We start from the raw sequence: 26,586 nt of genomic DNA on the forward strand, positions 1-26,586 counted from the left end.
CGCCACTCGCTGACGCTGGCCACCGGACAGCGCTTTGGGCTTGCGATCGAGGTACGGCTCGAGATCGAGCATCTTCGCGACCTCTTCGACGCGGGCGCGGATCTCCGTCTTGTTGGTTCCGGCGAGCTTGAGCGCAAAACCCATGTTCTCGGCCACCGACATGTGCGGGTACAGCGCGTAGTTCTGGAAGACCATCGCGATGTCGCGCTCTTTCGGCTCCTGACCGGTGACGTCGCGGTCGCCGATGAGGATGCGTCCACTGTGGACGTCTTCGAGCCCGGCGAGCATGCGCAGGGTGGTCGACTTTCCGCAGCCGGAGGGTCCGACGAGGACGAGGAACTCGCCGTCCTCGATCTCGAGGTCGAGCTTGTCCACTGCCGGAGTGTTCGATCCGGGGAACAGGCAGGTGGTGCTCTCGAAAGTCACTGAAGCCATGACGGGGTTGATCCCTTCTACCGGCAGGAACGTGCCGGACGATCCAAGTCGAGGGTGAGCGTGTGCGCTAGCAGCATAAACGTCCGTGTCGGCGCGCGAGCGTAGTCTTTCACGGTGAGTTCGGAGAAGATGCTGACCCGCATCGGTGCGCTGCTTCGCCAAGCGGAGTCCACCGACAATCCACACGAAGGTGAAGCCTTCATGGCTGCCGCTCAGCGGTTGGCCACCAGTTCCGCGATCGACCTGGCGGTCGCGCGTGCGCACACCGCGTCTTCGGAAAAGCGTGCGACGCCCACTCAACGGCTGATCACCATCGGCGAACCGGGCAAGCGCGGACTGCGAACGTACGCCCAGTTGTTCATCGCCATCGCCGCTGCCAACGACGTGCAATGCGACATCGCGCAGACGTCGGCCGTCATCTACGCCTACGGCTTCGCCGGCGACATCGACGTGTGCGAGGCCCTGTATTCGAGCCTGCTCTTCCAGATGGTGCGTGACTCCGATGCCTACGTGCGTTCCGGGGCGTACCGCGGCGAAACGTCCGTGCGGACCGTCGTCGAAACTCGTGGACGACGACGCGTCAGCACGCAGGTCCGCAAGCCGGTGGCCGGAGTGACGGCACGCCTGAACTTCCAGATGGCGTACGCGTCCCGCATCGGCGCTCGGTTGGCCGAGACGAAGCAGGAGACGGAGAAGACCGCGATCGCAGAATCTGCCACGTCGTCTTCCGAAACCGCACTCGTGCTGCGTAACAAGGAAATCGAGCTGAAGGACTACTACTCGTCCAACTCCAAAGCGCGTGGGACGTGGCGGGGCGGCGGCCGCGCAAGCGCCGGGCATTCCTCACATGCTCGACGAGCGGGTGATCGGGCGGCGCGCTCCGCACGTCTGGGGAACCTTCCGGAGATCGGCGGGGTGCGCGGGCAGCTGGACTCGTGAGGGATACGCAGCGGAGCGCCGTCTACGAGGCAGAGACGTTGGTGCGCACCATGTTCGATCGCGCCGACCAGCGCGGACTTCGGAGCGTCGAAGTCATGGGTTCCACCATCACCTTGCCGGTCGAGCGCAAATTCGGTTCCGTGGAGTCGGTCCAGGCGTACTGCGATCAGCTACTCGGGCTGAATTGGGTACGGGAGACCTGGCCTCGCGCAACCATTCCGGTGTCCGTACGGTCCCGCGGCGGCAATGCCGCCGCTCACTACTCGAACGACGTCATCGCCGTCCCGGACGACCGTGACGGCCGGTGGGCGCTACGCGAATTCGTTGTCTTGCACGAACTTGCGCACCACCTCGGCGACCCCGCCTCCGACGAGGCTTCCCACGGGCCCGAGTTCGTCGACCGCTACACGAGCCTTGTCGGCGAGATCATCGGGCCCGAGGCGGCCTTCGTTCTTCGAGCGATGTTCCTTGCCGGTGGTGTTCGAACGGACTAGATGTCAGCCCTCGGCGAACCCGGTGGTGTCCGTACCGGTCGGCTGGAATACTCGGCCTATGGATGCGCCGCGCAGACTGGTCCTGGTCAAGGGTGAGTCGGAACTCCCCGATCCGGCTGTTGCCGTGCGCAAACCCCCACTGATTCGTGAAGCCTACGGACGAGTGCTGCGGGAGGTTCGACGCGATCAGGACCGAACTCTCGACGACGTAGCCGCAAAGGTCGGGATGTCGAAGCAATACCTCTCCGAGATCGAACGGGGCAAGAAGGAACCGTCGTCGGAAATTCTGCGCGCAATCTGCGAAGCGCTCGGGATGCCGCTCGAGCATCTGCTGTTCCGAGCGGGCAACCGGATCGTTGCGCTCAACTCCCTCACCTTCGGGCACTCTCCCGCACCGATCTCGGGTCCCGTCCTGATGGCGGCCTAGTCAGTTCCCTTCGATGAGGGTGTCAGCCAGTCCGTAGGAGATAGCGTCGTCGGCAGTGAAGATCCTGTCGCGATCGGTGTCCTTACGGAGTCGCTCGACGCTCTGACCGGTGTGCTTACTCAGAATCGCCTCGGTCTGTTCCCGGATTCTCAGGATCTCGGCTGCTTGAAGCGCAAGGTCCGAGATGGTGCCACTACCTTGCGTCGACGGTTGGTGCAGCAGCACCCGGGAATGGGCGAGAACATGCCGATGGCCGGGAGTGCCGGCGGCCAGAAGCACTGCAGCAGCCGAAGCCGCTTGACCCATGCAGTACGTGGAAATCGTCGGTTTCAAGAACTGCATGGTGTCGTAGATCGCGAGCATCGCCGTGGTGGAACCGCCGGGAGAGTTTATGTACAAACCGATTTCGCGATCGGGGTTGTCGGCCTGCAGATGCAGCATCTGAGCCATCACGACGTTGGCGACGCCGTCGTCGATCTCTGTGCCGAGAAAGACGATGCGCTCGTTGAGCAGCCTGCTGAAGATGTCGAAAGATCGCTCACCCGTTGGTGTTCGCTCGATGACACTGGGAATCGTGTACTGGGACATGACGTCACAATCCGATCTTGGGGAAGGTGGCTTGCGGTGCGATCTCGGCGAAGGACGTCACGACGCGGTCGACGATTCCGTACTCGCGCGCCTGTTCGGCGGTGAACCAGCGGTCTCGATCGCTGTCGGTCTCGATCTCTTCGACGGTCCGGCCCGTTTCGGCGGCAAGGATTTCCTGCGATTGACGCTTCATCAGCTCGAGGCTCTCGGCCTGGATCGCGATGTCCACCGCAGTCCCACCAATACCTGCGGAAGGTTGATGCATCATGATGCGGCTGTGCGCCAGGCTGATTCGCTTGCCGTGGGTCCCGGAGCAGAGGAGCACCTGGCCCATGCTGGCCGCGAAGCCCATCGCGACCGTCACGACGTCGTTGGGGATGAGCTTCATCGTGTCGTAGATGGCCAGGCCGGCAAACACCGATCCGCCAGGTGAATTGATGTAGAGCACGATGTCGCGCTTGGGGTCGGTGGTGGCGAGAAGCACCAGTTCCGAACACACACGTTCGGCCATGGCGTCGTTGACCTCGCCGGTGAGCAGAATGGTTCGCTGTCGGAAGAGCCTGTCTGTCAACAGGTCACGGTAGCCGGTATCGGTGGGCGCTTCGGTAGTCATGAATCCATTCCTACCGGCGCGGCAGTGCCGCGGCCCCGCCTGTCTGCTGTGGGCAGACCGTGCGCACGCGACCAGATTCGGACCAGCCTGAACCAAACCCCTGAACTGGGCTTTCCTGCCGGAACAACGGCACCGACGATTGCCCGTCACCATCCGTGGGGGTTATATGGGGTTATGCACATCAGTGCAGGTCAAGCGGTCGAGATCAGGTAGAAGAGGAAGAATCGATGCCGAAGGTCAACATCTATCTCCCGGATGACCTCGCTGCTGCTGTACGCGCACGCGGACTGCCTGTCTCGGCAATCTGCCAGATGGCACTCCGCGGAACACTCGATCGCGAAATTCCTGATTCTGCCGTGCGTATCACCGAGCATATCGACACCGATCTACCCTTCAGCCCACATCTTGCGTCGGTAATTTCTCTGGCACCCGCGGCAGCTGCTGGAAAGGGCTCACGGACAGTCGATTCCGAACACTTGTTGCAGGCGCTGCTAGACGAGGAAGAGAACCTGATATTGCGAGGCCTCGACCACCTCGGCCTGACACGGACGTCGATCCAGAAGACCCTCGACCTGGTGGTGCCCGACGGTACCCCACTCGACGACAACGACGTGACGTTCGGCCCCGAGGCGAGAGCCATCCTCGAGGCGGCTGTGACCGACGCGCAACTCGTCGGCAATTCCATCGTCAACGGAGCAAATCTTGTGTGGGCGTTGGCCAACGCGACAACGGGACACGCGGCGGAAGTCTTGGATCAGCTCGGTTTCTTCCAAGTAACCACCCATCAAGCCCTGGGGTTGATCGAGGTCGGCGTTGCACACGCCAATCGGTACGCACCGGCCGGGCAAGCCGGAATCCTCACGGAATTGGCAAAGATCACCGACCGACTCGAACGCCTCGAAGCCTCCCTCTCACCGTCGTGTAGCTAGAGCGAACATCTCGTACTTCTCTCTCCCAACGCATTCCAGATCGGAGGTGCGCTGTCATGGCGCGCTCACTCCCACGTTTTCGCGGGCACGTGGTCACTGACGACGTCGAAAACCTTCTCGTGTCGACTGACGTCCTCGTCGTCGGCGGGGGTCCGGCCGCTACGTGGGCGGCCGTCGCCGCCGCCGAATCCGGCGCGGCCGTCACGTTGGTGGACAAAGGCTATGTCGGTGCCAGCGGAGTCGCCGCCACTGCAGGAGTCGGTCATTGGCTCGTGCCGCCGGTGGCCGAGCGCCGCGACGAGGAGATTTCGAAGCGTGAACGCTCAGGTGGATACATCACCGATCGCATCTGGACTGAAGCGGTACTCGACGAGGCCTGGGCGCGAACCGCTCTCATTCCCGAATGGGGTTACAAACCCAGTACGAAGCCGCGCGGTTCCGGAACACTTTTCGGCGCCCGCCCCGGTGAGCGATCGTTCTCCGGTGCAGCTCCGGACTACCTTCGATTCCTTCGGGGGAAGGTGAAGAAGTCCGGTGTACTCGTACTCGATCACAGTCCGGCACTGGAACTTCTCGTAGATGCCGGTGGGACGGTGTCCGGTGCAACGGGTTACCAGCGCCAAGTGAAACGGCCGTGGCGTGTCGATGCCGGTGCGGTGATCCTGGCAACCGGCGGAACGACGTGGAAGAGCCATTCCCTCGGCGGAGACGTCAATACCGGAGACGGGCATCTGATGGCCGCGGAGGTGGGCGCGCACCTCTCGAGCATGGAGTTCTCCAATTTCTACGGAATGGTGCCGTTCGGAACCAGCATGGACAAGAACGGATTCTTCGTCACTGCCTCGTACTGGGATCATCTCGGTGAACCGATTCACTATCACGACCTACATCAAAGCCGCGCAGAGCTTCTCGGCGCATCGCTGAGGGGCACGATCACCGCACAGTTCACACAGTTCGGCGAGGAAGTGCAACCGGCATTGCGAGCCGCCATGCCCAATTTCTTCATGGTCACGGACAAGTTGGGAGTCGATCCGTTCAACGAACGCTTCCCGATGGACTGGGTTCAAGAAGGAACGGTCCGAGGCACCGGTGGGATACATATCCTCGACCATGACGCATCCACCGGAGTTTCCGGACTCTACGCCGCTGGAGACATCGCCGCACGGGATCGCATCGTCGGTGCAGCCACCGGAGCGGGTGGCCCCAACCTGTCGTGGGCCATTGCGACCGGCACCTGGGCGGGACGAGCAGCCGCGTCCTTCTCCGATAGCCGAAGAGCGACAGACCTATCCGACACTCGATCGTCAGGAACGCTCGGTGTGAGAGATCGAGGTTTCGACGACGTACGCGGCTCTGTTCGCGCCATTCAGTCCGAGATGCTCCCGATCGACAAGTCCGTGTTCCGAAGCAACGACGGGTTGATCGATTCGGCTACTCGACTTGATCGTCTCTGGGAGAGCGCATCTCGCGACCTCGACCACACAGCCGCCGGAACAGAGGCTATCGCGCAACGCGAAGCGGCCGGGATGCTCGCGATGAGCCGCTGGGCGGTTCGTTCGGCCCTGGTACGGACCGAAACTCGCGGCATGCATACTCGCATCGACTTTCCCGCCACCGACGTGGACCAAACTCATCGCTTGCTCAGTGGCGGCTTGAACGACATCTGGGTTGCCCCCGATACCGAGTTGCCCCGCGTCGGCAGTGCATTGGCTCAGCAGGGAAGTGCATCATGATCGAGTTGATCAGCATCGACCGGTGCACGACGTGTGACATCTGCGTCCGCATCTGTCCGATGAACGTCTTCGAAGCCGTAGCGGATTCACCACCCGCGATCGCGCGGCATTCGGACTGTCAGACATGTTTCCAGTGTGAGGCGTACTGCCCCGCCGACGCCATCTTCGTCTCACCGTCGCGTACTCCTGAGCCTCAGGACTCCGAACTACGCGACGAGGAGCATCTGATCGGGCAGAACCTGCTCGGGATGTACCGCGAACGGGTCGGATGGCGCAAATCGTCCCCTCGTCCGACCCAATCCACAGCCGACTATCACCAGCTCGCCCAGAACGCCAGGAGAACACCATGAAAACCCGATCTCGCGCCAAAGGCTTGACAGCCCTACTCACAATTGCGCTTTTCGCGACGACAGCGGCATGCTCGTCCACCTCCGCGGCTTCCGACAGCAGTTCGAAAGACCTTGTCCCACTGACGGTCGGGGCGCCCTGGAACGGGGCTGCAGGCAAGAGTCCTACCGACACCACCTCGTTCGGGTACGCCGTGCACGAAGGCCTGGCGCAACCCATCCTCGAGAAGTACGGCTTCGAGTACAAAGCCTTCGTGGGCTTCAACAACGGCCCTCCGGTGGTGCAGGCGCTGCAGACCGGTGACGTGCAGGTGGGATTGATCGGGGATACCCCCGCGGTTCAGGCCAATGCCAGCGGAATCGACGTGCCCGCCCTCGTGATCGACAAACCGTCGTCGGATATCTGGTTCCTCGGCCGTGAGGGCGGAGTATCCAAGATCGAAGACTTGGCAGGCAAGAAGGTAGGACTGCAGTTCGGGTCGAACTTCGACAAGTACGGCCGGGCGGTCCTCGAACGAGCCGGTGTCGCGGACAAGGTGGAGTTGGTCAATCTGCTCTTTGCCGATGCACTCCCCGCTCTGCAACGTGGTGACATCGACGCCGTGCCCCTTCCGGCCACGACGGCCGGCATCTGGAGGAAACAAATCGACTTTCCTGTCCTGTCCAAGGCCAGCGTCGACGATCCGGATCTCCTCGCGACCAGCGTGGCGCTCACGTCGCGGGAGACGCTGAACTCGAATCCCGGACTAGCCAAGGCTGTTTGGGAAGTTATTCAAGCAGGCGACAAGGCCGTCGATGCTGATCACGACGCCTACGCGCAGTTCGTTTTCGACGCAACGGGATCACCGGTGGACGTTGTCAAGGAAGCAACGCTTTGGAACTTTCAGAGTGAGCCCGTCGACCCTGACGGATTGAACACCGTCCGTTCGACTCTCGACTTCTTGGTCAAGTCCGGAAAGGCTCCCAACGCATTCGACGTCACGACCTGGGCTGTCTCGTGAGCGTCGAGGCACCCCAGTTGCCTGCAGCGGCAGCGGCAGGCCCGGTTGCAGACAAAATCGCGCCTCGCACTGCCAAGCGTCGACGAAGCCGGCTCTCCGATACTGCGCTTCGCGCGAGTGTTCCGGTCGCATTGGTCACCGTGTGGGCACTCGGATCAGCGACGGGCCGAATCGACGAAAAGGTCTTCCCGTCTCCCTGGTCCGTGTGGTCGGCGTTTGTCGAACTCGTGACGACTGGTGTTCTGTGGGAGAACCTTTCGGTCTCACTTGTGCGGGTAGCCATCGGGTTTACCATCGGCGGCGCCCTGGGACTCTCGCTCGGTATTGCGTCAGGATTGTTCGCTCTCGCCGACAAGCTTCTGGACCCCACGCTCCAGATGCTCCGCACTATCCCGTTTCTTGCGATCACACCGCTGTTGATTCTGTGGTTCGGCATAGACGAGCGTCCCAAAATCATCATCATCGCGGCCGCAGCACTGTTTCCGCTGTACATCAACACTCACAGTGGAGTCCGCAATGTAGACCGCAAGGTCATCGAGGCCGGACGTGTGTTCGGACTACGGGGTCTCGGACTGATTCGTCAGGTGATTCTGCCGGAAATGATTCCGTCGGTGCTCGTCGGATTGAGGGTCTCGTTGTCGGTGTCACTTCTCGCACTCATCGTCGCCGAATTGAGTAATGCACCAAAGGGTCTGGGATTTCTCATGACTTCTGCGCAGCAATACTTCCAGACCGACGTCCTCGTGGTCGTCGTCATCATCTACGCAATCTGGGGGTTGTCGGTCGACCTCCTCGTTCGGGGTATCGAGCGAATCCTGATGCCCTACAAGCAGTGGGGGAAGAGCGCATGACCGTCCAACAAACGGATTCGGGTGTCCATGCTGTCGACGTCGTGAAGACTTTCGGCGATCGGACAATTCTGGACGGTTTCTCACTCGACGTGAGACCGGGGGAGTTCGTGGCACTTCTCGGAGCCAGTGGTAGCGGCAAGACGACCTTTCTGCGGATCCTTGCCGGACTCGAGGATTTCGATGCCGGTGAGGTCCGTGCACCGGAAGCCCGGACCGTCGTCTTCCAAGAGCCTCGTTTGATTGCGTCGAAGCGAGTCCAGGACAACGTCATCCTCGGACAACGCTCCACCCGGAAGAACCGTGAAGCGGCTGCGGCCGCGCTGGCAGAAGTGTCGCTCGCCGGGCGTGAACGCGCTTGGCCCACGACCCTGTCCGGTGGTGAAGCCCAGCGCGTGGCCCTGGCACGAGCACTGGTACGTAACCCACGGCTTCTTCTGCTGGACGAACCTTTTGCTGCACTCGATGCGCTCACGCGTCTCCGAATGCAGGCATTGGTTGCGGAGCTGTGCCGCAAACATCGCCCCGCAGTCCTTCTGGTGACTCACGACATCGACGAGGCAATCCTGTTGGCCGATCGTATTGCGGTGCTGCGGGACGGCCGGGTCAGCATTCTCGAGGCCGTGTCGTTCGTGAAGCCGCGCAGTCCCTCGCAGCCGGGATACGCCGCGCTGCGGACTCGACTCCTCGAAGAGTTGGGAGTACACGAAGCTGTCGGCGCGTGATCGCTCCGCTGACCCTGCGGCGGTAGCGGTACCGCGCGCACCCGGCCATGATGGGTGGAGACAACCATTCCTCTCGTCAGGAGCGTGGCATGACTCGTCCGGTACGCATCGGTGTTCAACTCCAACCCCAGCACGCACCCGATTACGGGTTGATACGCGACGCCGTCTTGCGGTCCGAGGACGCCGGGGTGGACATCGTCTTCAACTGGGACCACTTCTACCCGTTGACCGGCGATCCCGACGGCGCCCACTTCGAATGCTGGACCATGCTCGGCGCCTGGGCCGAGCAGACCGAACGCGTCGAGATCGGCGCCCTGGTCACCGGCGGCGGCTACCGCAATCCGGATCTGCTGGCCGACATGGCGCGAACCGTCGACCACATCAGCGGGGGGCGCCTGATCCTCGGCATCGGTGCCGGCTGGTTCGAGAAGGACTACGACCAGTTCGGATACGACTTCGGCACCCCCGGCTCGAGGCTGAAACTGCTTGGCGAATATCTCCCCCGCATCACGGGCCGCCTGGCGAAGGGCAACCCGCCGCCGACGCGCAACATCCCGGTCCTCATCGGGGGTGGTGGCGAGAAGAAGACCCTGCGCCTGGTCGCCGAGTACGCCGACGTCTGGCACAGCTTCGGCGACCGTGAGACACACCTGCGCAAGTCAGACATCCTCTCCGACCACTGCGCCGACGTGGGCCGGAACCCGCTGGAAGTAGAGCACTCGGTTCCGTGGCCTGGGCTCGAAAATGCAGCCGACCTGGTCGCCGACGGAGTCTCGCTCTTCACCGTCGGCGTCAGCGGACCGGACTACGACCTCACGACGCTTGCCGAGGCCATCGGTTGGCGCGACGACAACACGCCGCCTGCGTTGAGCGGGCTGGCCTGAGCGGTACCAAGGACTTCGTCGTTGTCGGCGCCGAGAACGGGCGGCGCCGACGTCAGGCGTGGCCTCTGGCCGGAGAAGTTGACCGGGAAGGCCACTTGCTTCAACGGTCCGAGCGTCGGATGGTCGACGGTACCGACCATTCCGAGCGCGGCGGTGTGGGGATCGGAGTAGATCTCGTCGAGATGCCGGATCGGTGAGACCGGTACGGCGCGTTGGGCGAGAAGAGCGCACCAGTGTTCGACGGTTTCCGATGTGAAGGCGCTGGTAAGTTCTCGTTCCAGACTCTCGCGGTTCTCCACCCTGTCGCGGTTGTGGGCAAAACGCGGATCGGTGACCAGTTCACTCCTTCCGATGGCCTCGCACAGCGACGCCCACATCGCGTCGTTGCCGACAGCGATGACGAAGTACCCGTCGCTGGCAGGAAATGCTTGATACGGAGCAAGATTCGGATGACCGGAGCCCAACGCAGTCGGGCGCTCACCGGTGGCGAAGTAACTGGTCGCCCAGTTCACGTGCATCGCGAGTTGGCACTCGTACAGCGACGTGGTCACGTACTGTCCGCGCCCGGTCCGGCCTCGCTCGACCAATGCAGCCAGGACACCGACCAGTCCGAAAAGCGCTGCGCCCAAGTCTCCCAACGCAAACCCGGATTTCATCGGAGCACCACCCGGTTCACCGGTGAGCGACATGAGCCCACCCGCGGCCTGCGCGATCATGTCGTATCCCGATTCGTCGCGCAGCGGTCCTTCTTCACCGAAGGCAGAGATGTGCAGGGTGATCAGATGCGGGTATCGCTCGGACAGTGCCTGGTAGTCGAAGATCTTCTGTAATCCGCTGCCCGGCTTGAAGTTCTCCACGACCACATCGGTCTCTTCGAGCATGCGGTGGATGATCTCCTGTCCTTCGGTGGACTTGAGGTCGATCGTGACCGACTTCTTGCCGCGGTTGATCGCGAGGTAGTAGGCGGCATCTACGCCGACGAAGGGAGGCCCCCACGAACGCGTGGGGTCGCCGCCTTCAGGGTGTTCGATCTTGGTGACGTCGGCTCCGAGATCGGCAAGCGACATGGTTGCGTACGGCCCGGCAAGGATCTTCGACAGATCGAGCACGCGGACACCAGCCAAGGGTGTGGGGCCTGTTGGAGAATTCACTGGTGAACCCCTGCTACGGAGAGGAACTCGGCTACGACGTCACGTGCATCATCCAGCTCGACGTCACCGCCGTCGGTGATCACGTCGAGATTGCCGAGTGCAGCCGACGGCACCTTCCCCACAAGACCGGCCAGGTAGGAGTTAGCCACCAGCAATGACCGGTACCCGCGACCTTCTCGGATGCCGTGATCCGCAAGGTCGAAGAGCAGGGTCGCCATGACGGTACGAGCCAACTCGTCGGAGTACCTTGCACTCGCAGCCTGCGCGGCATCGTCAGATCCGGAGATCAGACGATCTCCTTCATCGACCAGTTCCTCCCAGCGCCGCAACAGAACTCCGGACCCGGCTTCGCAGTCCGGTCCGACGGTGGACAGGATGTCGGTCATCGCTCCCGCGACCGTGCGGTGCGAGTTGAACTTGCGTAGGCACCGAAGTACGTCCAGCGCAATGACATTGCTCGAGCCCTCCCAGATCGAGCCCAAGTGGGCATCCCGCACGAGTCGCGCGTTGACCCATTCCTCGATGTACCCGTTTCCTCCTCGGACCTCCATTGCCTCGCCGGTGACCACCCGCGCGCGTTTGCAGACAAAGTGTTTGGCGATCGGCGTCAGTACCCTGATCAGTGCGCGCGCCTGTTCGTCGCCGCCGTCTGCTGCCTGAAGACACTGTGCGCTGTACGCGACCAGGGCCAGCGAAGCCTCGGCATCGAGTGCAAGGGGAAGAAGTGTCGCCCGCATCAGCGGCTGGTCGAAGAGCCTCTTACCGAACACGACTCGGCTCTTCGAATGTTCGACGGCTTCACGAACTGCTCGGCGCATGAGAGCGCTCGAACGCATCGCATTGGAGAGGCGAGACGTGTTGACCATTTCAGCCATCTGGCGGAACCCTCGATCGAGTCCACCGACCTGGAGTGCGTGCGCGCGGTTCAGCGTCACCTCGCCGCTCGGCATTGAACGCGTCCCCAGCTTGTCCTTGAGACGATCGATCGTGAGGTTGTTGCGCTCGCCGGATCCCAAGGTCTTGGGCACCATGAACATTCCGACTCCACGCGTCGAACCATCCTGTCCGCCCGGGAATCTTGCGAGGGTGATGATCACATCGGCATCCGGGTTGGAGGCGAACCACTTCTTGCCCGTCAGAACCCATCCGTCACCGTCGCGCTCGGCGCGTGTTTCGGTGCAGGCGATGTCGGTGCCTGCCTGAATCTCGGTCATGAACATCGCACCCGTCTTCGCCTGCTCGGGGTCCGTCGACGTCAACGCGTCGATCCAGGGCGAGAACACGGCCGGATCACCGAACATACGCAGGGTCCGCGCAGCAGCATCTGTCATCGACACCGGGCAGGCCAGCCCGAACTCTGCCTGCACGAAGATGTACGACGCGAGGTACTTCGCGAGTGGCGGATGCACGGAGTCCCATCCGTGCAACCCTTTTCGGTGCGACATGGCGGACAGGCCGTACTCGTTGTACGCCGCCCGGCACAGTTCCAGGTAGGCCGGGTGATAGGAAATCCGGTCGACGCGGTCACCGGCCTTGTCGAATTGCTGCAGCACCGGCGGGTTCTTGTCTGCGATGTCGGCAAGCTCGGACAAACGGCCGGCGGCATCTCGGCCCAGTCGGTCGAGCAATCCGTTCAACGTCTCTCGGTCCGCCCCGGCGGTCCATCTGTCCACTACCGCTGTCAGAGCGGGGTCGGTGTGTGCAAAGTTCATCAGTGGTCAACGCCTTTCAGGGTGGAAACATCGGTCATGTTCGAGGAGCTCGTCGACTCCAGCCCTTGCGCGTGCAGCGCACTCCTGCGCAGCAAAGCAGTCATACAGATAAGGGAGAGAACGACATACACGAGCCCTAGAGCTACGACCGGCCAGATCGAGTTGGTTCGCGTCAGCAGATACTGGCTGACCATCGGGGCCGTTCCGGCAAAAACGGCGGTCGACAATTGGTACGACAGAGAGATGCCGGTATACCGAACATTGGTGGGGAAAACCTGCGCCAGAATGCCGGCCAACGCGGCGTAATACATTGCGTGAGGCGCCGTCGCGAGGACCATCCCCAGAATCGCCAAGGGCACGGAGCCCGTCTGAACCAGCACGAACATCAGTGGTAGGAGCACGATCTCCGGAAGCAGCATCCAACGGACCGCTTTCGACGGATCGATCCGCGTGGCCAGCACAGCGCCGAAAGGCTGTACGAGCGCCTGGGCTACCAGTGCCACGGTGATCACGAGGAGGAAGTCACTGCGCTCGAAGCCGAGATCCGTTGTCGCCCATGAGAGCGCAAAAGTTGTCTTGACGTACGTGATGGCAACACCGGCAACCACAGCGCCGACGCCGAGAGCAAGTTCGACGGGATGCGACCGCAACACTTCGACCAGCGGCATCCGTGTACGCTCCTGTGCCGCAACAGCCTTCTTCATCTCGGGCGTCTCGGAGATGTGCAACCGGATGTAGAGAGCGACGATCACCAAAGCTGCGGATCCGAGGAACGGCAGACGCCAACCCCACGACTCGAACACGGAATCCGACATCAACGTCAGGCCGAGGAAGGCCAGCGTCGCGAGCAGGTTGCCGACCGGTGAACCCTGCTGCGCAAACGCGCCGTAGAGCACTTTCTTCTTCGGGGGAGCGAATTCGGTGGCGATCAACACGGCACCGCCCCATTCGCCGCCCATGGCGATGCCCTGGAGAACACGCAGTGCCACAAGCAGTATCGGTGCCCAGATCCCGATCTGGGAGTACGTAGGGAGGAGGCCGACACCGACAGTTCCCAACCCCATGAGCGCGAGGGTGATGATCACGGCGTTCTTGCGACCGAACTTGTCTCCGAAATGACCGAACACCACTCCGCCGACCGGACGAGCCACGAATCCCACGGCAAAAGTCGCGAAGGCTGCGAGTGTCCCCACCGCTGGCGACGCATCCGGGAAGAACAGCGGGCCGAGCACCAAGGCGGATGCGGTTCCGTAGATGTAGAAGTCGAACCATTCGATGGTCGTTCCGACAAACGCCGTGATTCCGGCCTTGCGTGCCTGTTTGGCGTTGTATTCGGGCGGATTGGTGTCTTGACCTGGGTGTTGATCCACGGTTCTCCCTGATTCTCGCGTCGGGCATCACCAAGGGATGCAATGTGAGGCGTGAATCACTATCGTCCGAAATCCATGTAGAGTCCAAGACTTAGTTCGACTTATTTATGTGGGAGAACCACATAATGAAACCCGGGAGGAGCGACGTGGAACTGCGTCAACTGCGCGCGTTTCTCGCAGTCGCCGACGAACTTCATTTCGGCCGGGCCGCCGAGCGACTCCACATCGGGCAGTCCCCGCTCAGCCAGACCATTCGGGGGCTCGAGCGTGAACTGGGCACCGACCTGTTCGTCCGGACCACCAGATCAGTGCAACTGACAGCCGCCGGCGAAGCCTTGGTCACGCCCGCACGGATCATCGAAGCGCAGATCGCCGTGGTACGAGAAATCGCATCGGCCGCGTCGACTGGCGAGACGGGCCGTGTCACAGTGGGTTTCGGCGGAACAGGCGGCTACACCGTCCTGTCGGCCCTCACACGGTCCTTGGCCGACTCCCATCCGGGAATCGAACTGGAACTACGGCCACAGATGTACTCGGGTGAGGTGCTCGACGCTCTCCGACGCGGAGCACTGGACATGGGCATAGTCGGCCTGCCCATTCCGCGCGGATTCGAGACTCACACTGTGCGGGAGGAAACCTTGATGGTCGCGGTTCCGGCCAGGCATCACCTCGGTACGCATGACTCGGTGTCACCGGAAGACCTGACAACCGAGCGATTCGTGATGTATCCCGCCGAGCACGGCTCGGTGGTGCGCGATGCAACGTTGTCCGTTTGCGCCACAGCAGGTTTCACGCCCACCATCGCACACGAAGCCCCCGATCCGTACAGCCTGTTGGCCATGGTCGGAGCGGGGGTCGGGATCGCCGTCGTCGTGGAGTCGACGGCGCATCTGTCCATGGACGGGGTCGTCTACCTGCCGATCGCCGGAGCCACGCCCACGCTGAAAATCGCGATGGCATGGCGCCCGGACAATCCGACGCCGGCAGTACACACCGTCACCAGGGTACTGAGGGAGCAGCCTTAGGCTCTCGCGAGGATTCCCGCGAAATCGGTTCCCACAGGCAGAGTTCCGTACTCGTGGCCACGGTCGGCGCCGAGGCGTGCGGCAATGAACGCATCGGACGAAGCGGCCGGGGAGTGGCGCACCATGAGCGAAGCCTGCAGTGCCAACGCCATAGCCTCCACGACGGTCCGAGCGCGGAGCTGGGCGTCGGCAGGTGCCATCGTGGCGAGCTCACCGAGTTGGCGTCGTACCCGATCGAGGTGCTGATCGAGGACCGGGTTGTTGCCGCGAGCGAGGTTGACCTCGTGGTCGAAGGCGGCAACGGAATCGGGTTCACGGGTCATCGCGCGCAGGACGTCGAGCGCGATGACGTTGCCCGACCCCTCCCACACGGCCATGACGGGCTGCTCACGGTAGCGACGGGCAAGCGGGAAGTCCTCGGTGTAACCGTTGCCGCCCAGGCATTCGAGGGCTTCGTAGGAGTGGTGCGGACCGCGCTTGCAGATCCAGTACTTCGCAACGGCTGTCGCGAGTCGGCGGAAAGCCTTCTCCTGCTCGTCCGCGTCCTCGTCCTGCGCACGGGCCAATCGCAGTGCGGTGATGGTCGCGGCCTCGGATTCGAGAGCCAGATCGGCAAGCACCGACGTCATTGCCGGCTGATCTGCCAGGACGGCACCGAAAGCGCTGCGGTGCCGTGCATGCCACACCGCTTCGGCCACCGACTGACGCATACCCGCCGTGCTGCCGAGAATGCAGTCGAGTCGCGTCTGGGACACCATTTCGATGATGGTCCGCACACCACGTCCCGGTTCGCCGATCATGGTGCCGACGGTGCCGTCGAGCTCGATCTCGGACGACGCGTTGGACTTGTTGCCCAGCTTGTTCTTCAGACGCTGGATGCGGAAGACGTTGCGGGTTCCGTCGGGCAGGATGCGAGGAAGAAGGAAGCAGGAAAGTCCTTCGCCGGCAGCACCTTCGGCCTGAGCGAGAACCAGGAAGGCGTCGGACATCGGCGCGGAGCAGAACCACTTGTGTCCGGTGAGCAGGTAGTCCGCACCCGGGCCGCCACGTCCGGCCGGCTTGGCGATGGTCGTGTTGGCTCGCACGTCGGAGCCGCCCTGCTTCTCCGTCATCGACATTCCGAAGATCGCGGATGCCTTTTCGGGAGCGTCCAACTCGGGGGTGTAGCTGCGAGAAAGGGCTCGCGGCGTCCAGAGGGCGGCCACGTCCGGTTGCAGCTCGAGCGAGGGGATCACGGCGTGCGTCATGGAGATCGGGCACGCGTGGCCCGGTTCGACCTGGGAGAACAGCATGAATGCCGCGGCCCGAGCCACGTTGGCACCCGGCTTCGGGTCAGCCCAGGCAGAGGTGTGCGCACCGTGCGCAACGGCAGCAGAGATGATCCGGTGATACGACGGATGATATTCGACCTCGTCGATGCGGTTTCCCCAGCGATCGAAAGTCTTCAATTCGGGGATCACCGTGTTGGCCAGCTCGGCGTCGTGCTGGAACCCGGCACTGCCGACCAGTTCACCGATATCGGTGAGTTCACCGGTGGCCCAATCGGCTTCGTGGCGCGCGACGCCTTCGGCCAGGACCGTATCGAGCAGGAACTCGTTGACGTCCGTACGCGGTACCGACTGGTTGAGCACTGCATGGGTGCGATGCGGAGCCGGGTGGGTGACGGTGTTCTCGGAAGCGATGTTCTCGGAGACGGTCTTCTCGGAAATATCAGTCATGACAGGCCTTTCAGCTCGCTGCGCGGATGAGGTGCTTCTGGATCTTGCCGGTCGGCGTGCGCGGAAGAACGGTCGCGAACACCACTTCACGCGGAATCTTGTAGCGCGCCAACTTGTCCGAGAGGTAGTCCTTGATGTCGTCGGCGCTGATGACATCCGGTTCCCGCCAGACGACGTGTGCGACGACGGTCTCGCCCCATTCTTCGTTGGGCTTTCCGACAACGGCGACGTCGACGACGTCCGGGTGGCCGGAGATCACGTCCTCGACCTCCTTGGAGTAGACGTTCTCACCGCCCGTGATGATCATGTCCTTCGCGCGGTCGACGATGAAGAGGTAGCCGTCCGCATCCTTGCGCGCCAGATCGCCGGTGCGATACCAACCTCCGTCGGCAAATGCAGCCTTCGTGGCATCGGGGTCGTCGAGGTAGCCCTGCATGACGGTGTCGGCGCGCAGCCAGATCTCACCGATCTGATCGGGCTCCGCGTCGGTGCCGTCATCGGCAACCAGGCGCAGGTCGACGCCGGCCAGCGCGACGCGGCCGATCGAGCCCGCCTTGCTCAACTGCTCTTCGGGGTACAGCACAGTGCCCACTGGCCCGGTCTCGGTCATGCCGTAGACCTGCCGGAATTCGGTGGTGCCGTACGACTCCACCAGTCGCCGAGCGACATCCGCGCCGATCGGTCCCCCGCCGTACAACCACGCACGAACGCTTCCGAGGTTGTAGTCGGCAAAGTTCGGCACGAGGTTGAGTGCAGTGGTGTAGATGACCGGCGGGCCGAAGCAGAGGGTAATACGTTGTTCCTGAACAGTTTCCAGGAATTTGACGGGGTGGTACTCGCGCAGCAGCACGACGGTTCCGCCCATGTAGAGCGTGGACATGAACCAGTTGTTGAGCGGGGAAGCATGCCAGATCGGGACGGCCATGAGCAGTCGCTCATCTCGAGTCGTCGACACGGCGAGTGCTGCGGTGACGGCTACGCCGACCACGTTGCGGTGGCTGTGGACGCAGCCCTTGGGCGAGCCGGTAGTCCCCGAGGTGTAGAGGATTTCAGCCGGATCGTTCTCGTCGATGTCGATACCGTCAACGCCGTCCTGGCGGGTGATGGCGTCGTCGAAGAAGTCGAAGCCGTCTGCGACAGAGTCTGTGCTGATCAGTTTGGCTGCCGTCTCCAATCGACCGACAACCGAGGACAACTCGCCGTCGAAGACGCACACCGACACCTTCGCGTGCTCCAGCACGTAGGCAACTTCGGGCGTCTGCATCTTGTGATTGATGGGGACCACGACGGCGCCCAAGCGCCAGGCACCGAGCATCGCGTACACGAATCCTGGAGTGTTGTAACACATCAGCGCGACGCGGTCACCCGACTGCACGCCCAGCGTCTGCAAATAGCCTGCGGCACGGCGACTTCCATCCTGAACCTGGGAGTACGTGTGATCGTGACCGTCGAATATCAGGAAGGGTTTGTCCGGGGTCTTGGTGACGTTGCTGTCGAATACGCGAACGATGTTCATCGAAGTCCTTGTCGGAGAATCACGCTCGAAGAGAGTTCATTCCATCGAGCTGTTGAGTACGGCGTCGGGTATCTGGAGGGTGGCGAAGATGACGGCAACCGCCTCCTCGAGGGAGTAGCCGAAGCTCTCGCCGGTGGCAGTCTTCTGGATGACGAGGCCGAAGATCGCAGACCAGAAGGCCTTGGACTCGACGTCGATGCCCGCGCGCAGCTGCCAACCGGTGCGGATCAAGGTACGGAGGAGGGCGGTTTCACCCGAGGAATGCAGAGTGCGAAGCGTTTCGGAGATCAGGTCGCGGAGTTCACCACGACGACCCGTCATCATCATCGCTTCCACGAAGAGTTCGACGCTGGGAGCGCCCGAGCCCAGGAGGGATCCGACCAGCTTCTCGGTGTAGTCGCCGACCGTGTCGGCGTCGGCAGCATCGACCTCGGCGCGCTTGCCTGCGCGTAGAACGGCCGCACACGCCACCTCGACGAAGAGCTTTTCTTTGGAGCCGTAGTAGTAGGTCACCTGGTTGGGATGAGCGCCGGCGGCGGTGCAGATCTGCGCGATGGACACGCTGTCGCCGTGTTCGAGGAACAGCTCGGTTGCGGCATTGAACAGAGCCATACGCGTCTGCTTGCCCGACTCACGCGTGGCGCGCGCTGCTGGAACTGCCTCGGTGACCATCACGAACTCCTACTTGTTTGTACGACAAACAATAACTCGGCGTTGTTTGTATGGCAAACAATTTCTTCCCGACGCGATGACATGTCGACTTCTATCGACATGTCTGATGTGCGGGATTACTCTCTGAACATCGAGCACCCGAGAACTTCGGCTTTTCTGCGAGGAGGCGCCCTGCAATGCTCGCGCGATCCGGCTTCTCCCTGCCCACACGCACGACTCTCACGGGCGACTGGGCAGATTTGTTGCGTGAGCATTTTGTCGCGCTCGACGTATCCGATATCGAAGACGGCGATCGATTCAGCGGGGCCGTCCACTCGGCCCAACTCGCACACGTGCGGGTATCCGCAGTTCAATCGATGGAACAACGAATAGTCCGTAGCAACAGCCTCATCAAAAGCGACGGTGCGGACTATCTGCAGATCGGGATGATCCGCCGCGGTAGCGCAGTAGTGCGCCAAGACGACCGCGAATGCGTCCTGCGACGTGGCGACTACGTCCTGTACGACACCACGCGCCCCTTCGATTGGCAGATCGAGGGACACGCGCACGACGGTATCTGGGGACTCGAGGTGTTCACCTGGCCACGGTCGTACCTGTCGCTCAGCGACGCGGAAGTCACGAGCCTGACCGCCATTGCCTTCGACGGACACGCGGGCCTGAGTGGCCTGCTCGGTCGCTTTCTTCACGATCTTGCCTCCGTCCGCATGACGTCCGACGCAAGCGGAGACGAAGAGGAAGTCGTCAACGAGATCGGCAATCTGGTCAAGTCCGTTCTTCACGCAACTGCGCGACCCATCACCTCGCGGCGAACCAGCCTCTACGAATCCGCCCTGTCGGTCATAGACGCCCGCATCGCAGACCCGGCCCTGTCTCCGGTGGACATCGCGGGATCGGTCAAAGTCTCCATTCGCCAGTTGCACCGAGCCTTCGCCGAACACGGCACGACGGTGTCACGGTCGATTCGCAGCCGTCGACTCGACGGTTGCCGTCGTGAGATCGTGCAACGACACGGAGTAGAGCGGTCGCTGACCCAGATTTCTCACCGCTGGGGATTCACCGACCTGGCCGCCTTCAGTCGAGCCTTCAAGGCGGAATTCGGGATCAGCCCGCGGCGATACCGGTCGCAAGCAGCGGCCCCCACAAGTACTGCCCGCTGATCTGTAACATCCTCGGACACTTACCCATTGAACATGGTGTTCAAAATTTTCTGTCGCCGAAGCGTATCCACAATTCTTGGCACGGTGGGCCAAGCATCGGGCGCTGACGGCCAAGTTTGCTCGGCTGAGCGGGCGTAGATTTTCGGCACGGCGTTGCCAAGTGCCAGGCACCCGATTCGACCACCTACATCACAGGGAGCACTCATGGAATCTGCAATCGGCGAACACCTTCAGTGCCCGCGCACTCTGACCAGGCGGGTTCCGGATACCTATACGCCACCGTTTCCCATGTGGGTCGGGCGCGCAGACGACACATTGCACCAGGTCGTGATGGGCTATCTCGGCGTGCAGTTCCGCGGCGAGGATAAGCGCCCGGCAGCACTGCAGGCGATGCGGGATATCGTCGCCGGCTTCGACTTGCCGGACGGACCGGCACACCACGATCTCACCCATCACATCGACAACCAGGGCTACGAGAACCTGATCGTGGTCGGTTACTGGAAAGATGTTTCCTCCCAACATCGTTGGAGCACATCACCTCCAGTGGCCTCCTGGTGGGAGTCCGAAGACCGCCTGTCGGACGGATTGGGGTTCTTCCGCGAGATCGTGGCACCGAGAGCCGAACAATTCGAAACGCTCTACGCGTTCCAAGACGACCTCCCCGGGGTGGGAGCTGTCATGGACGGTGTCAGCGGCGAAATCAACGAGCACGGCTACTGGGGTTCGATGCGCGAGCGGTTTCCGATCTCCCAGACCGACTGGATGCAGGCCTCGGGCGAACTGCGGGTCGTCGCCGGTGACCCCGCCGTAGGTGGACGCGTAGTAGTGCGGGGACACGACAACATCGCACTGATCAGGTCCGGGCAGGACTGGGCCGACGCGGAAGCAGACGAGCGCAGCCTCTACCTGGACGAAATCCTGCCCACTCTTCAATCGGGCATGGACTTCCTCCGCGACAACGGCCCGGCCGTCGGGTGCTACAGCAACCGATTCGTACGCAACATCGACATCGACGGAAACTTCCTCGACCTGAGCTACAACATCGGCCACTGGGCCTCCCTCGACCAACTCGAACGGTGGTCGGAATCCCACCCGACCCATCTACGGATCTTCACGACGTTCTTCCGGGTGGCCGAAGGCCTGTCGAAATTACGTCTCTACCATGAGGTCTCGGTATTCGATGCCGCCGATCAGCTGTACGAGTACATCAATTGCCATCCCGGGACCGGAATGCTGCGCGACGCGGTGATCACCGCCGCGCGCTGACCGAAGTCGCCGGCAATCTTCGGCCACGTTCTTTCCCTCGGAGGCAACTCGAGATATGTTGACGAGTGTCGACATATCTCAGTAGAGACCATCGAGGAAGCGCGGACAGCAGACAGTGACTACTCAACGAAACGAAGAGTTGGCGTTTGCTGTGCTGGCCGACCAAGTGCGTCGACAGATTCTCGACACGCTGGCTACCCACGGCGAGTGCAACGCGGGCTTCATCAGCGATCAAATTTCGACGGTCGGTCGCACCACGGTATCCACACATCTCAAGGCGCTGCGGTTGTCCGGAGTGATCGTCGAACGGCGTCAAGGACGTCATCGCCTGTTCTCGATAGATCCATCGGGGCCCGCCAACGATGCACTCCAGTTCCTGCGCGACGTCCTCGGGCGAGCGCTGGAAGCAGGTTCGAACGCCTCCGAGTTGCCGACCACGGCGACTGAGGATTCAGACGTCGCATCGGTGCGTCGCCGGGCGTGAGGCCCTGTTGAGCCCCAGCACCTATTTCAGGCAGGAAGTAGAACGTGCCAGGTCTCTCCGTAACGGCACAGATCGTGACGACCGACCCACCGGGGTCAGCCTTCGAGCGCCTCGAAACGGGGCAACTGCTCGAACTCGAATGTGAGCAACTGACGGTCGGGGCCGCTGCCGCCATCTCCCTTCCCGTCGGCGACGGCGCACGCGCAGATCCAGCCGGAATGCCGATCACGCTGTTGGGATACGTCGCCGCCGTGAAGCGGGGCCGATCGGTCGTGATCGTGCACCACCAACCGTGGCGCGGCCGCCTGACGATCCGGTTCTTTCCCGACGGCGCCGGGACCCGGATCGTTCTCGAGTCCAGCCTCGATCAGGACGGCATTTCCTGGCTTGCCAACAAGCGCGGATTCGCTCCACCCGAACCTCCGCGTTCCGACCGACATCGGATCGGGCTGCTGGTCAGCAAATCCGGCCCGGCAGCTGTATTCGCCCAGGCGACAGAAACACTCGCAGCCCTGGCCGTGGAAGAAATCAATGCCGACGGCGGCGTCGGCGGCGTTCTCGTCGACTTGGTGACAGGCGATGACGCTTCCGACTCGGCGGCCGGAGCGGCGACCGCACTGCGATTGGTGAAAAGCGGATGTCGCGCCGTTTTCGCGTGCGTGACATCGTCGACCTTCAATGCCGCTGCATCTGCATTGCAGAACACCGGTGTGCTGTTGGTGCACACAGTTCTCAACGAGGGGGGTCGATCGCGTTCGGGAGTCCTTCGATTGGGTGAGCGCCCACTCGACCAGACGCGAGCGGGTATACCCGCAATGATGTCCGAGACCGGTTCTCGCACTTGGTTCCTGGTCGGCCAGCAGTATTCGTGGTCGTTCGGAGCGCATTGGGCGGCCCGGCGTGTGATCGCCGAATCCACAGGTTCGGTGGCCGGCGAGGTCTACGTACCGTTGGGGACAACCGACTTCTCACGCATCATCGAGTCGATAGCCGACTCCGGGGCCGAACTGATTCTTTCCACCCTGGTGGGCCATGACGAGGTCTTCTTCGAACGACAATGCGCCCAGCACGGACTGCGGGCCACCACGCGGACGTTTGCATTGGTCCTCGACGAGGCCACTCAGCAGCTCATCGGCAATTCCGATGCCGACGGAGTCTGGGCGGCATTCGGCTACTTTCAATACGCAGCCGGCGATCACGACCTCGAAAAGCGATACAGCGCGAGCTCGAACGAACTCCTGCCTCCGCTCAGTTCCCTGTCGGAGACAACGTACGAAGCGATAGTCGCTTACGCACGCGCCGTCGAACGAACGTCGGCAGGCGATCCGGAAACAGTACTTCGGCAGCTTGTCACGACGTCGAAAAGCTCGACGGACAACGGCGTTCCACTGCATCGACCGATTCTGCTCGCTGAATCACGCCGTGGGCGCCTGTACCCCCGCTCTCTCTGAGCGCGCGTAACCCGAACTTAACGAGTCAATATGTCGATACCTATTGACGCAATTATGGATCCGGCCCTAGTCTGAAAGACAAGTGAAGCCGATCACATCAGGAGCACACTTCTCATGGCGACAATCCGACCTGACGACAATGCAATAGACACCGCCGCAAGGCATTACGGCATCACTCTCGACCAATCAGCCCGGCTCGAGTGGCCGGCACTGATCGACGGAGCACTGGGCTCCTACGACGTCGTCGACCAGTTGTACGCCGACGAGGCAACCCCGCCGACCACGTCACGTGAGCACACGGTGCCAACAGCGAGCGAAAATCCTTTGAGCGCTTGGTATGTGACCACAAGCATCCCGCCGACGTCGGACGGCGTCCTGACCGGCCGACGCGTGGCGATCAAGGACAACGTGACCGTGGCCGGAGTTCCGATGATGAACGGGTCTCGGACAGTAGAGGGGTTCACTCCGTCTCGCGACGCGACTGTGGTCACTCGACTACTGGCGGCCGGTGCAACCGTCGCGGGCAAAGCTGTGTGTGAGGACCTGTGTTTCTCCGGTTCGAGCTTCACACCGGCAAGCGGACCGGTCCGCAATCCATGGGACCCACAGCGTGAAGCAGGTGGATCATCCGGTGGCAGTGCGGCTCTCGTCGCAAACGGTGACGTCGATTTTGCCATCGGCGGGGATCAGGGCGGATCGATCCGGATCCCGGCGGCATTCTGCGGCGTCGTCGGACACAAGCCGACGTTCGGGCTCGTCCCGTATACCGGGGCATTTCCCATCGAGCGAACAATCGACCATCTCGGCCCGATCACACGCACGGTCCACGATGCCGCACTGATGCTCTCGGTCATCGCCGGTCGCGACGGTAACGACCCACGCCAAGCCGACAGCGTCGAAGCAGGTGACTATCTGTCCACCCTCGACTCCGATGTGGATGGTCTGCGAATCGGGATCGTTCGAGAAGGTTTCGGGCACGCGGTCTCACAGCCCGAGGTCGACGACGCAGTCCGCGCGGCGGCACACAGTCTGGCCGAAATCGGTTGCACGGTAGAGGAAGTAAACATCCCGTGGCACCTACATGCTTTCCACATCTGGAACGTGATCGCCACGGACGGTGGTGCCTACCAGATGTTGGACGGCAACGGATACGGCATGAACGCCGAAGGTTTGTACGATCCGGAACTGATGGCACACTTTGCTTCTCGACGCCTTCAGCACGCCGACGCTCTGTCCGAAACCGTCAAACTGGTGGCTCTGACCGGCCACCACGGCATCACCACCCTCGGCGGCGCGAGCTACGGCAAAGCCCGGAACCTCGTACCGCTCGCCCGCGCCGCCTACGACACTGCCTTGAGACAATTCGACGTCCTGGTGATGCCCACACTGCCCTACGTCGCATCCGAATTGCCGGCGAACGACGTGGATCGTGCAACCTTCATCACGAAGGCTCTCGGGATGATCGCCAACACAGCACCATTCGACGTGACCGGACACCCGTCCCTGTCCGTTCCCGCCGGCCTGGTGAACGGGCTTCCGGTCGGAATGATGATCACCGGCAAGACCTTCGACGATGCGACGGTCCTCCGGGTCGGGCGCGCATTCGAAAAGCTTCGCGGCGCGTTTCCGACGCCTGCCGACCACATCTCCGACTCTGCACCACAACTCAGCCTCACCTAGTTCTGTATCCGCACTTGCACAACAAATTCCACCGATTCACACATGATCAGCCCGCATAGAAAAGGTGAACCAGATGTCATTAACGATCGACCACACGACGGAGAACGCCGCACCGGCCCAGGCGCCGGTCTCCGATCGCGCGTGGGCCCTGTTCCGCGCACTCGACGGTAAGGGATTGGTACCCGACGGTTACGTCGAGGGATGGAAGAAGACCTTCGAGGAGGACTTCAGTCCAAGGCGCGGAGCGGAATTGGTCGCGCGGGCTTGGACCGACCCCGATTTCCGGCAACTGCTTCTCACCGACGGTACCGCCTCGGTTGCCCAGTACGGATATCTGGGCCCCCAGGGCGAATACATCGTGGCAGTCGAAGACACCCCGACCCTCAAGAACGTGATCGTGTGCTCGCTGTGTTCATGCACCGCGTGGCCCATCCTCGGTCTGCCGCCGACCTGGTACAAGAGTTTCGAATACCGTGCACGCGTGGTCCGCGAGCCACGGAAGGTTCTCTCCGAGATGGGAACCGAGATCGCGTCGGACGTCGAGATCCGCGTCTACGACACCACCGCCGAAACTCGGTACATGGTCCTACCGCAACGTCCCGCAGGCACCGAAGGCTGGAGCCAGGAACAACTGCAGGAAATCGTCACCAAGGACTGCCTGATCGGCGTCGCAGTCCCGCAGGTCCCCACCGTCTGACCACCCCGACAAGAAAGAAGCACACCATGGATGGAGTACACGATCTTGCCGGAGTTCAAGGCTTCGGCAAAGTCCCGCATACCGTCAACGCCGACATCGGCCCCACCTTCCACGCCGAGTGGGAACACCTGCCGTACAGCCTGATGTTCGCCGGTGTCGCCGAACTCGGGGCATTCAGCGTCGACGAAGTTCGATACGTCGTCGAGCGGATGGAACCACGCCACTACATGATGACCCCGTACTACGAGAGGTACGTCATCGGCGTCGCGACACTGATGGTCGAAAAGGGAATCCTGACGCAGGAAGAACTCGAAAGCCTTGCAGGGGGACCGTTCCCACTGTCGCGGCCCAGCGAATCCGAAGGGCGGCCGGCACCCGTCGAGACGACCACCTTCGAAATCGGTCAGCGAGTACGCGTGCGCGACGAGTACGTTCCGGGGCATATTCGAATGCCTGCGTACTGCCGCGGACGAGTGGGGACCATCTCTCATCGGACTACCGAGAAGTGGCCGTTTCCCGACGCAATCGGCCACGGGCGCAACGACGCCGGCGAAGAACCGACGTACCACGTGAAGTTCGCCGCCGAGGAATTGTTCGGTAGCGACACCGACGGCGGCAGCGTCGTAGTCGACCTTTTCGAGGGTTACCTCGAGCCTGCGGCCTGATCGTCCAACATTCCGGGCGGCGGTCACGCGATCACAGCGTTTCGCGTGACCGCAGCCTG

Annotated in this window: 27 protein-coding genes; 18 read left to right on the forward strand and 9 right to left on the reverse strand. The window is 62.3% G+C overall.

Features of this window, described 5'->3' with window-relative positions:
* Positions 1–435 (reverse strand): ABC transporter ATP-binding protein (locus tag ACYP01_RS12810; RefSeq protein WP_459680362.1); only part of this gene is annotated, 435 nt, incomplete at its 3' end.
* Between the two features lie 114 nt (positions 436–549).
* On the opposite strand from ACYP01_RS12810, the gene ACYP01_RS12815 reads away from it, so the two are divergent.
* Genes ACYP01_RS12815 through ACYP01_RS12825 form a run of 3 tightly spaced genes read left to right on the forward strand, consistent with a single transcriptional unit; the run spans position 550 to position 2,295 of the window.
* Positions 550–1,374: a DUF2786 domain-containing protein gene (locus ACYP01_RS12815; RefSeq protein ID WP_030537724.1), complete on the forward strand. Its 825-nt coding sequence runs from the start codon at positions 550–552 to the stop codon at positions 1,372–1,374.
* A complete protein-coding gene (locus ACYP01_RS12820; protein WP_387387970.1) occupies positions 1,371–1,868 on the forward strand; it encodes a TIGR04338 family metallohydrolase in 498 nt (165 codons plus the stop codon). The genes ACYP01_RS12815 and ACYP01_RS12820 overlap by 4 nt, the downstream gene beginning before the upstream one ends.
* Before the next feature lie 58 nt (positions 1,869–1,926).
* Complete coding sequence (locus tag ACYP01_RS12825; protein WP_003946041.1) at positions 1,927–2,295, forward strand: helix-turn-helix domain-containing protein; 369 nt, start codon at positions 1,927–1,929, stop codon at positions 2,293–2,295.
* Here ACYP01_RS12825 and ACYP01_RS12830 read toward each other — a convergent pair whose 3' ends face one another.
* Entirely contained in the window at positions 2,296–2,883 is a 588-nt protein-coding gene (locus ACYP01_RS12830) for an ATP-dependent Clp protease proteolytic subunit (RefSeq protein WP_003945993.1), read from the reverse strand. It lies immediately after the preceding gene.
* Positions 2,884–2,887: 4 nt separating this feature from the next.
* Positions 2,888–3,496 carry a ClpP family protease gene (locus tag ACYP01_RS12835; RefSeq protein ID WP_020909763.1) on the reverse strand — a complete coding sequence of 203 codons (609 nt, stop codon included), beginning with the start codon at positions 3,494–3,496 and terminating at the stop codon, positions 2,888–2,890.
* A gap of 227 nt (positions 3,497–3,723) precedes the next feature.
* Here ACYP01_RS12835 and ACYP01_RS12840 point away from each other — a divergent pair, with 227 nt between their 5' ends.
* The 7 genes from ACYP01_RS12840 to ACYP01_RS12870 all read left to right on the forward strand — a co-directional run bounded on the left by ACYP01_RS12840 (position 3,724) and on the right by ACYP01_RS12870 (position 9,963).
* A complete protein-coding gene (locus ACYP01_RS12840) occupies positions 3,724–4,425 on the forward strand; it encodes a Clp protease N-terminal domain-containing protein (RefSeq protein ID WP_459680367.1) in 702 nt (233 codons plus the stop codon).
* A gap of 56 nt (positions 4,426–4,481) precedes the next feature.
* On the forward strand, positions 4,482–6,158 hold the full coding sequence (locus ACYP01_RS12845; RefSeq protein ID WP_459680370.1) for an FAD-binding protein: 1,677 nt from the start codon (positions 4,482–4,484) through the stop codon (positions 6,156–6,158).
* Positions 6,155–6,508 (forward strand): 4Fe-4S dicluster domain-containing protein, encoded by a 354-nt coding sequence (locus ACYP01_RS12850; RefSeq protein WP_003946006.1) that lies wholly within the window; start codon positions 6,155–6,157, stop codon positions 6,506–6,508. The genes ACYP01_RS12845 and ACYP01_RS12850 overlap by 4 nt, the downstream gene beginning before the upstream one ends.
* Positions 6,505–7,506: an ABC transporter substrate-binding protein gene (locus ACYP01_RS12855; protein WP_459680372.1), complete on the forward strand. Its 1,002-nt coding sequence runs from the start codon at positions 6,505–6,507 to the stop codon at positions 7,504–7,506. Before ACYP01_RS12850 ends, ACYP01_RS12855 begins: the two co-directional genes overlap by 4 nt.
* Positions 7,503–8,357, forward strand: coding sequence for an ABC transporter permease (locus ACYP01_RS12860; protein ID WP_459680374.1), 855 nt, complete (start codon positions 7,503–7,505; stop codon positions 8,355–8,357). The genes ACYP01_RS12855 and ACYP01_RS12860 overlap by 4 nt, the downstream gene beginning before the upstream one ends.
* A complete protein-coding gene (locus tag ACYP01_RS12865) occupies positions 8,354–9,079 on the forward strand; it encodes an ABC transporter ATP-binding protein (RefSeq protein WP_459680376.1) in 726 nt (241 codons plus the stop codon). Before ACYP01_RS12860 ends, ACYP01_RS12865 begins: the two co-directional genes overlap by 4 nt.
* Positions 9,080–9,168: 89 nt before the next feature.
* Positions 9,169–9,963 (forward strand): LLM class F420-dependent oxidoreductase, encoded by a 795-nt coding sequence (locus ACYP01_RS12870; protein WP_030537640.1) that lies wholly within the window; start codon positions 9,169–9,171, stop codon positions 9,961–9,963.
* Here ACYP01_RS12870 and ACYP01_RS12875 read toward each other — a convergent pair.
* From ACYP01_RS12875 to ACYP01_RS12885, 3 genes are read right to left on the reverse strand one after another with little or no spacing between them, the layout of a single operon-like run.
* A complete protein-coding gene (locus tag ACYP01_RS12875) occupies positions 9,885–11,114 on the reverse strand; it encodes a CaiB/BaiF CoA transferase family protein (protein WP_459680379.1) in 1,230 nt (409 codons plus the stop codon). The two genes, ACYP01_RS12870 and ACYP01_RS12875, sit on opposite strands and share 79 nt — an antisense overlap.
* Entirely contained in the window at positions 11,111–12,826 is a 1,716-nt protein-coding gene (locus ACYP01_RS12880; RefSeq protein WP_459680381.1) for an acyl-CoA dehydrogenase family protein, read from the reverse strand. Before ACYP01_RS12880 ends, ACYP01_RS12875 begins: the two co-directional genes overlap by 4 nt.
* Positions 12,826–14,196 carry an MFS transporter gene (locus ACYP01_RS12885; protein ID WP_459680383.1) on the reverse strand — a complete coding sequence of 457 codons (1,371 nt, stop codon included), beginning with the start codon at positions 14,194–14,196 and terminating at the stop codon, positions 12,826–12,828. The genes ACYP01_RS12880 and ACYP01_RS12885 overlap by 1 nt, the downstream gene beginning before the upstream one ends.
* Positions 14,197–14,342: 146 nt before the next feature.
* Here ACYP01_RS12885 and ACYP01_RS12890 point away from each other — a divergent pair, with 146 nt between their 5' ends.
* Entirely contained in the window at positions 14,343–15,221 is an 879-nt protein-coding gene (locus ACYP01_RS12890; protein WP_459680385.1) for a LysR family transcriptional regulator, read from the forward strand.
* Here ACYP01_RS12890 and ACYP01_RS12895 read toward each other — a convergent pair.
* Genes ACYP01_RS12895 through ACYP01_RS12905 form a run of 3 tightly spaced genes read right to left on the reverse strand, consistent with a single transcriptional unit; the run spans position 15,218 to position 19,127 of the window.
* Positions 15,218–16,939, reverse strand: coding sequence for an acyl-CoA dehydrogenase family protein (locus ACYP01_RS12895; protein ID WP_459680387.1), 1,722 nt, complete (start codon positions 16,937–16,939; stop codon positions 15,218–15,220). The two genes, ACYP01_RS12890 and ACYP01_RS12895, sit on opposite strands and share 4 nt — an antisense overlap.
* A 10-nt stretch (positions 16,940–16,949) precedes the next feature.
* Positions 16,950–18,455 (reverse strand): class I adenylate-forming enzyme family protein, encoded by a 1,506-nt coding sequence (locus ACYP01_RS12900; RefSeq protein WP_459680389.1) that lies wholly within the window; start codon positions 18,453–18,455, stop codon positions 16,950–16,952.
* A gap of 36 nt (positions 18,456–18,491) precedes the next feature.
* Complete coding sequence (locus ACYP01_RS12905) at positions 18,492–19,127, reverse strand: TetR/AcrR family transcriptional regulator C-terminal domain-containing protein (protein WP_161120451.1); 636 nt, start codon at positions 19,125–19,127, stop codon at positions 18,492–18,494.
* A 176-nt stretch (positions 19,128–19,303) separates the two neighbouring features.
* On the opposite strand from ACYP01_RS12905, the gene ACYP01_RS12910 reads away from it, so the two are divergent.
* The 7 genes from ACYP01_RS12910 to nthB all read left to right on the forward strand — a co-directional run bounded on the left by ACYP01_RS12910 (position 19,304) and on the right by nthB (position 26,527).
* Positions 19,304–20,284 (forward strand): helix-turn-helix domain-containing protein, encoded by a 981-nt coding sequence (locus ACYP01_RS12910; protein ID WP_459680392.1) that lies wholly within the window; start codon positions 19,304–19,306, stop codon positions 20,282–20,284.
* 204 nt (positions 20,285–20,488) lie between these two features.
* Entirely contained in the window at positions 20,489–21,550 is a 1,062-nt protein-coding gene (gene oxdA, locus ACYP01_RS12915; RefSeq protein WP_459680394.1) for an aliphatic aldoxime dehydratase, read from the forward strand.
* A 115-nt stretch (positions 21,551–21,665) separates the two neighbouring features.
* Positions 21,666–22,034: an ArsR/SmtB family transcription factor gene (locus ACYP01_RS12920; RefSeq protein ID WP_003946030.1), complete on the forward strand. Its 369-nt coding sequence runs from the start codon at positions 21,666–21,668 to the stop codon at positions 22,032–22,034.
* Positions 22,035–22,078: 44 nt separating this feature from the next.
* A complete protein-coding gene (locus ACYP01_RS12925; RefSeq protein WP_459680397.1) occupies positions 22,079–23,485 on the forward strand; it encodes a substrate-binding protein in 1,407 nt (468 codons plus the stop codon).
* A 114-nt stretch (positions 23,486–23,599) separates the two neighbouring features.
* Positions 23,600–25,165: an amidase gene (locus tag ACYP01_RS12930; protein WP_030537651.1), complete on the forward strand. Its 1,566-nt coding sequence runs from the start codon at positions 23,600–23,602 to the stop codon at positions 25,163–25,165.
* 73 nt (positions 25,166–25,238) lie between these two features.
* Positions 25,239–25,862: a nitrile hydratase subunit alpha gene (gene nthA / locus ACYP01_RS12935; protein WP_459680400.1), complete on the forward strand. Its 624-nt coding sequence runs from the start codon at positions 25,239–25,241 to the stop codon at positions 25,860–25,862.
* Between the two features lie 26 nt (positions 25,863–25,888).
* On the forward strand, positions 25,889–26,527 hold the full coding sequence (gene nthB, locus ACYP01_RS12940; protein ID WP_007735254.1) for a nitrile hydratase subunit beta: 639 nt from the start codon (positions 25,889–25,891) through the stop codon (positions 26,525–26,527).
* Positions 26,528–26,586: the final 59 nt, after the last annotated feature.

This window comes from Rhodococcus sp. no. 34 (assembly GCF_054589475.1).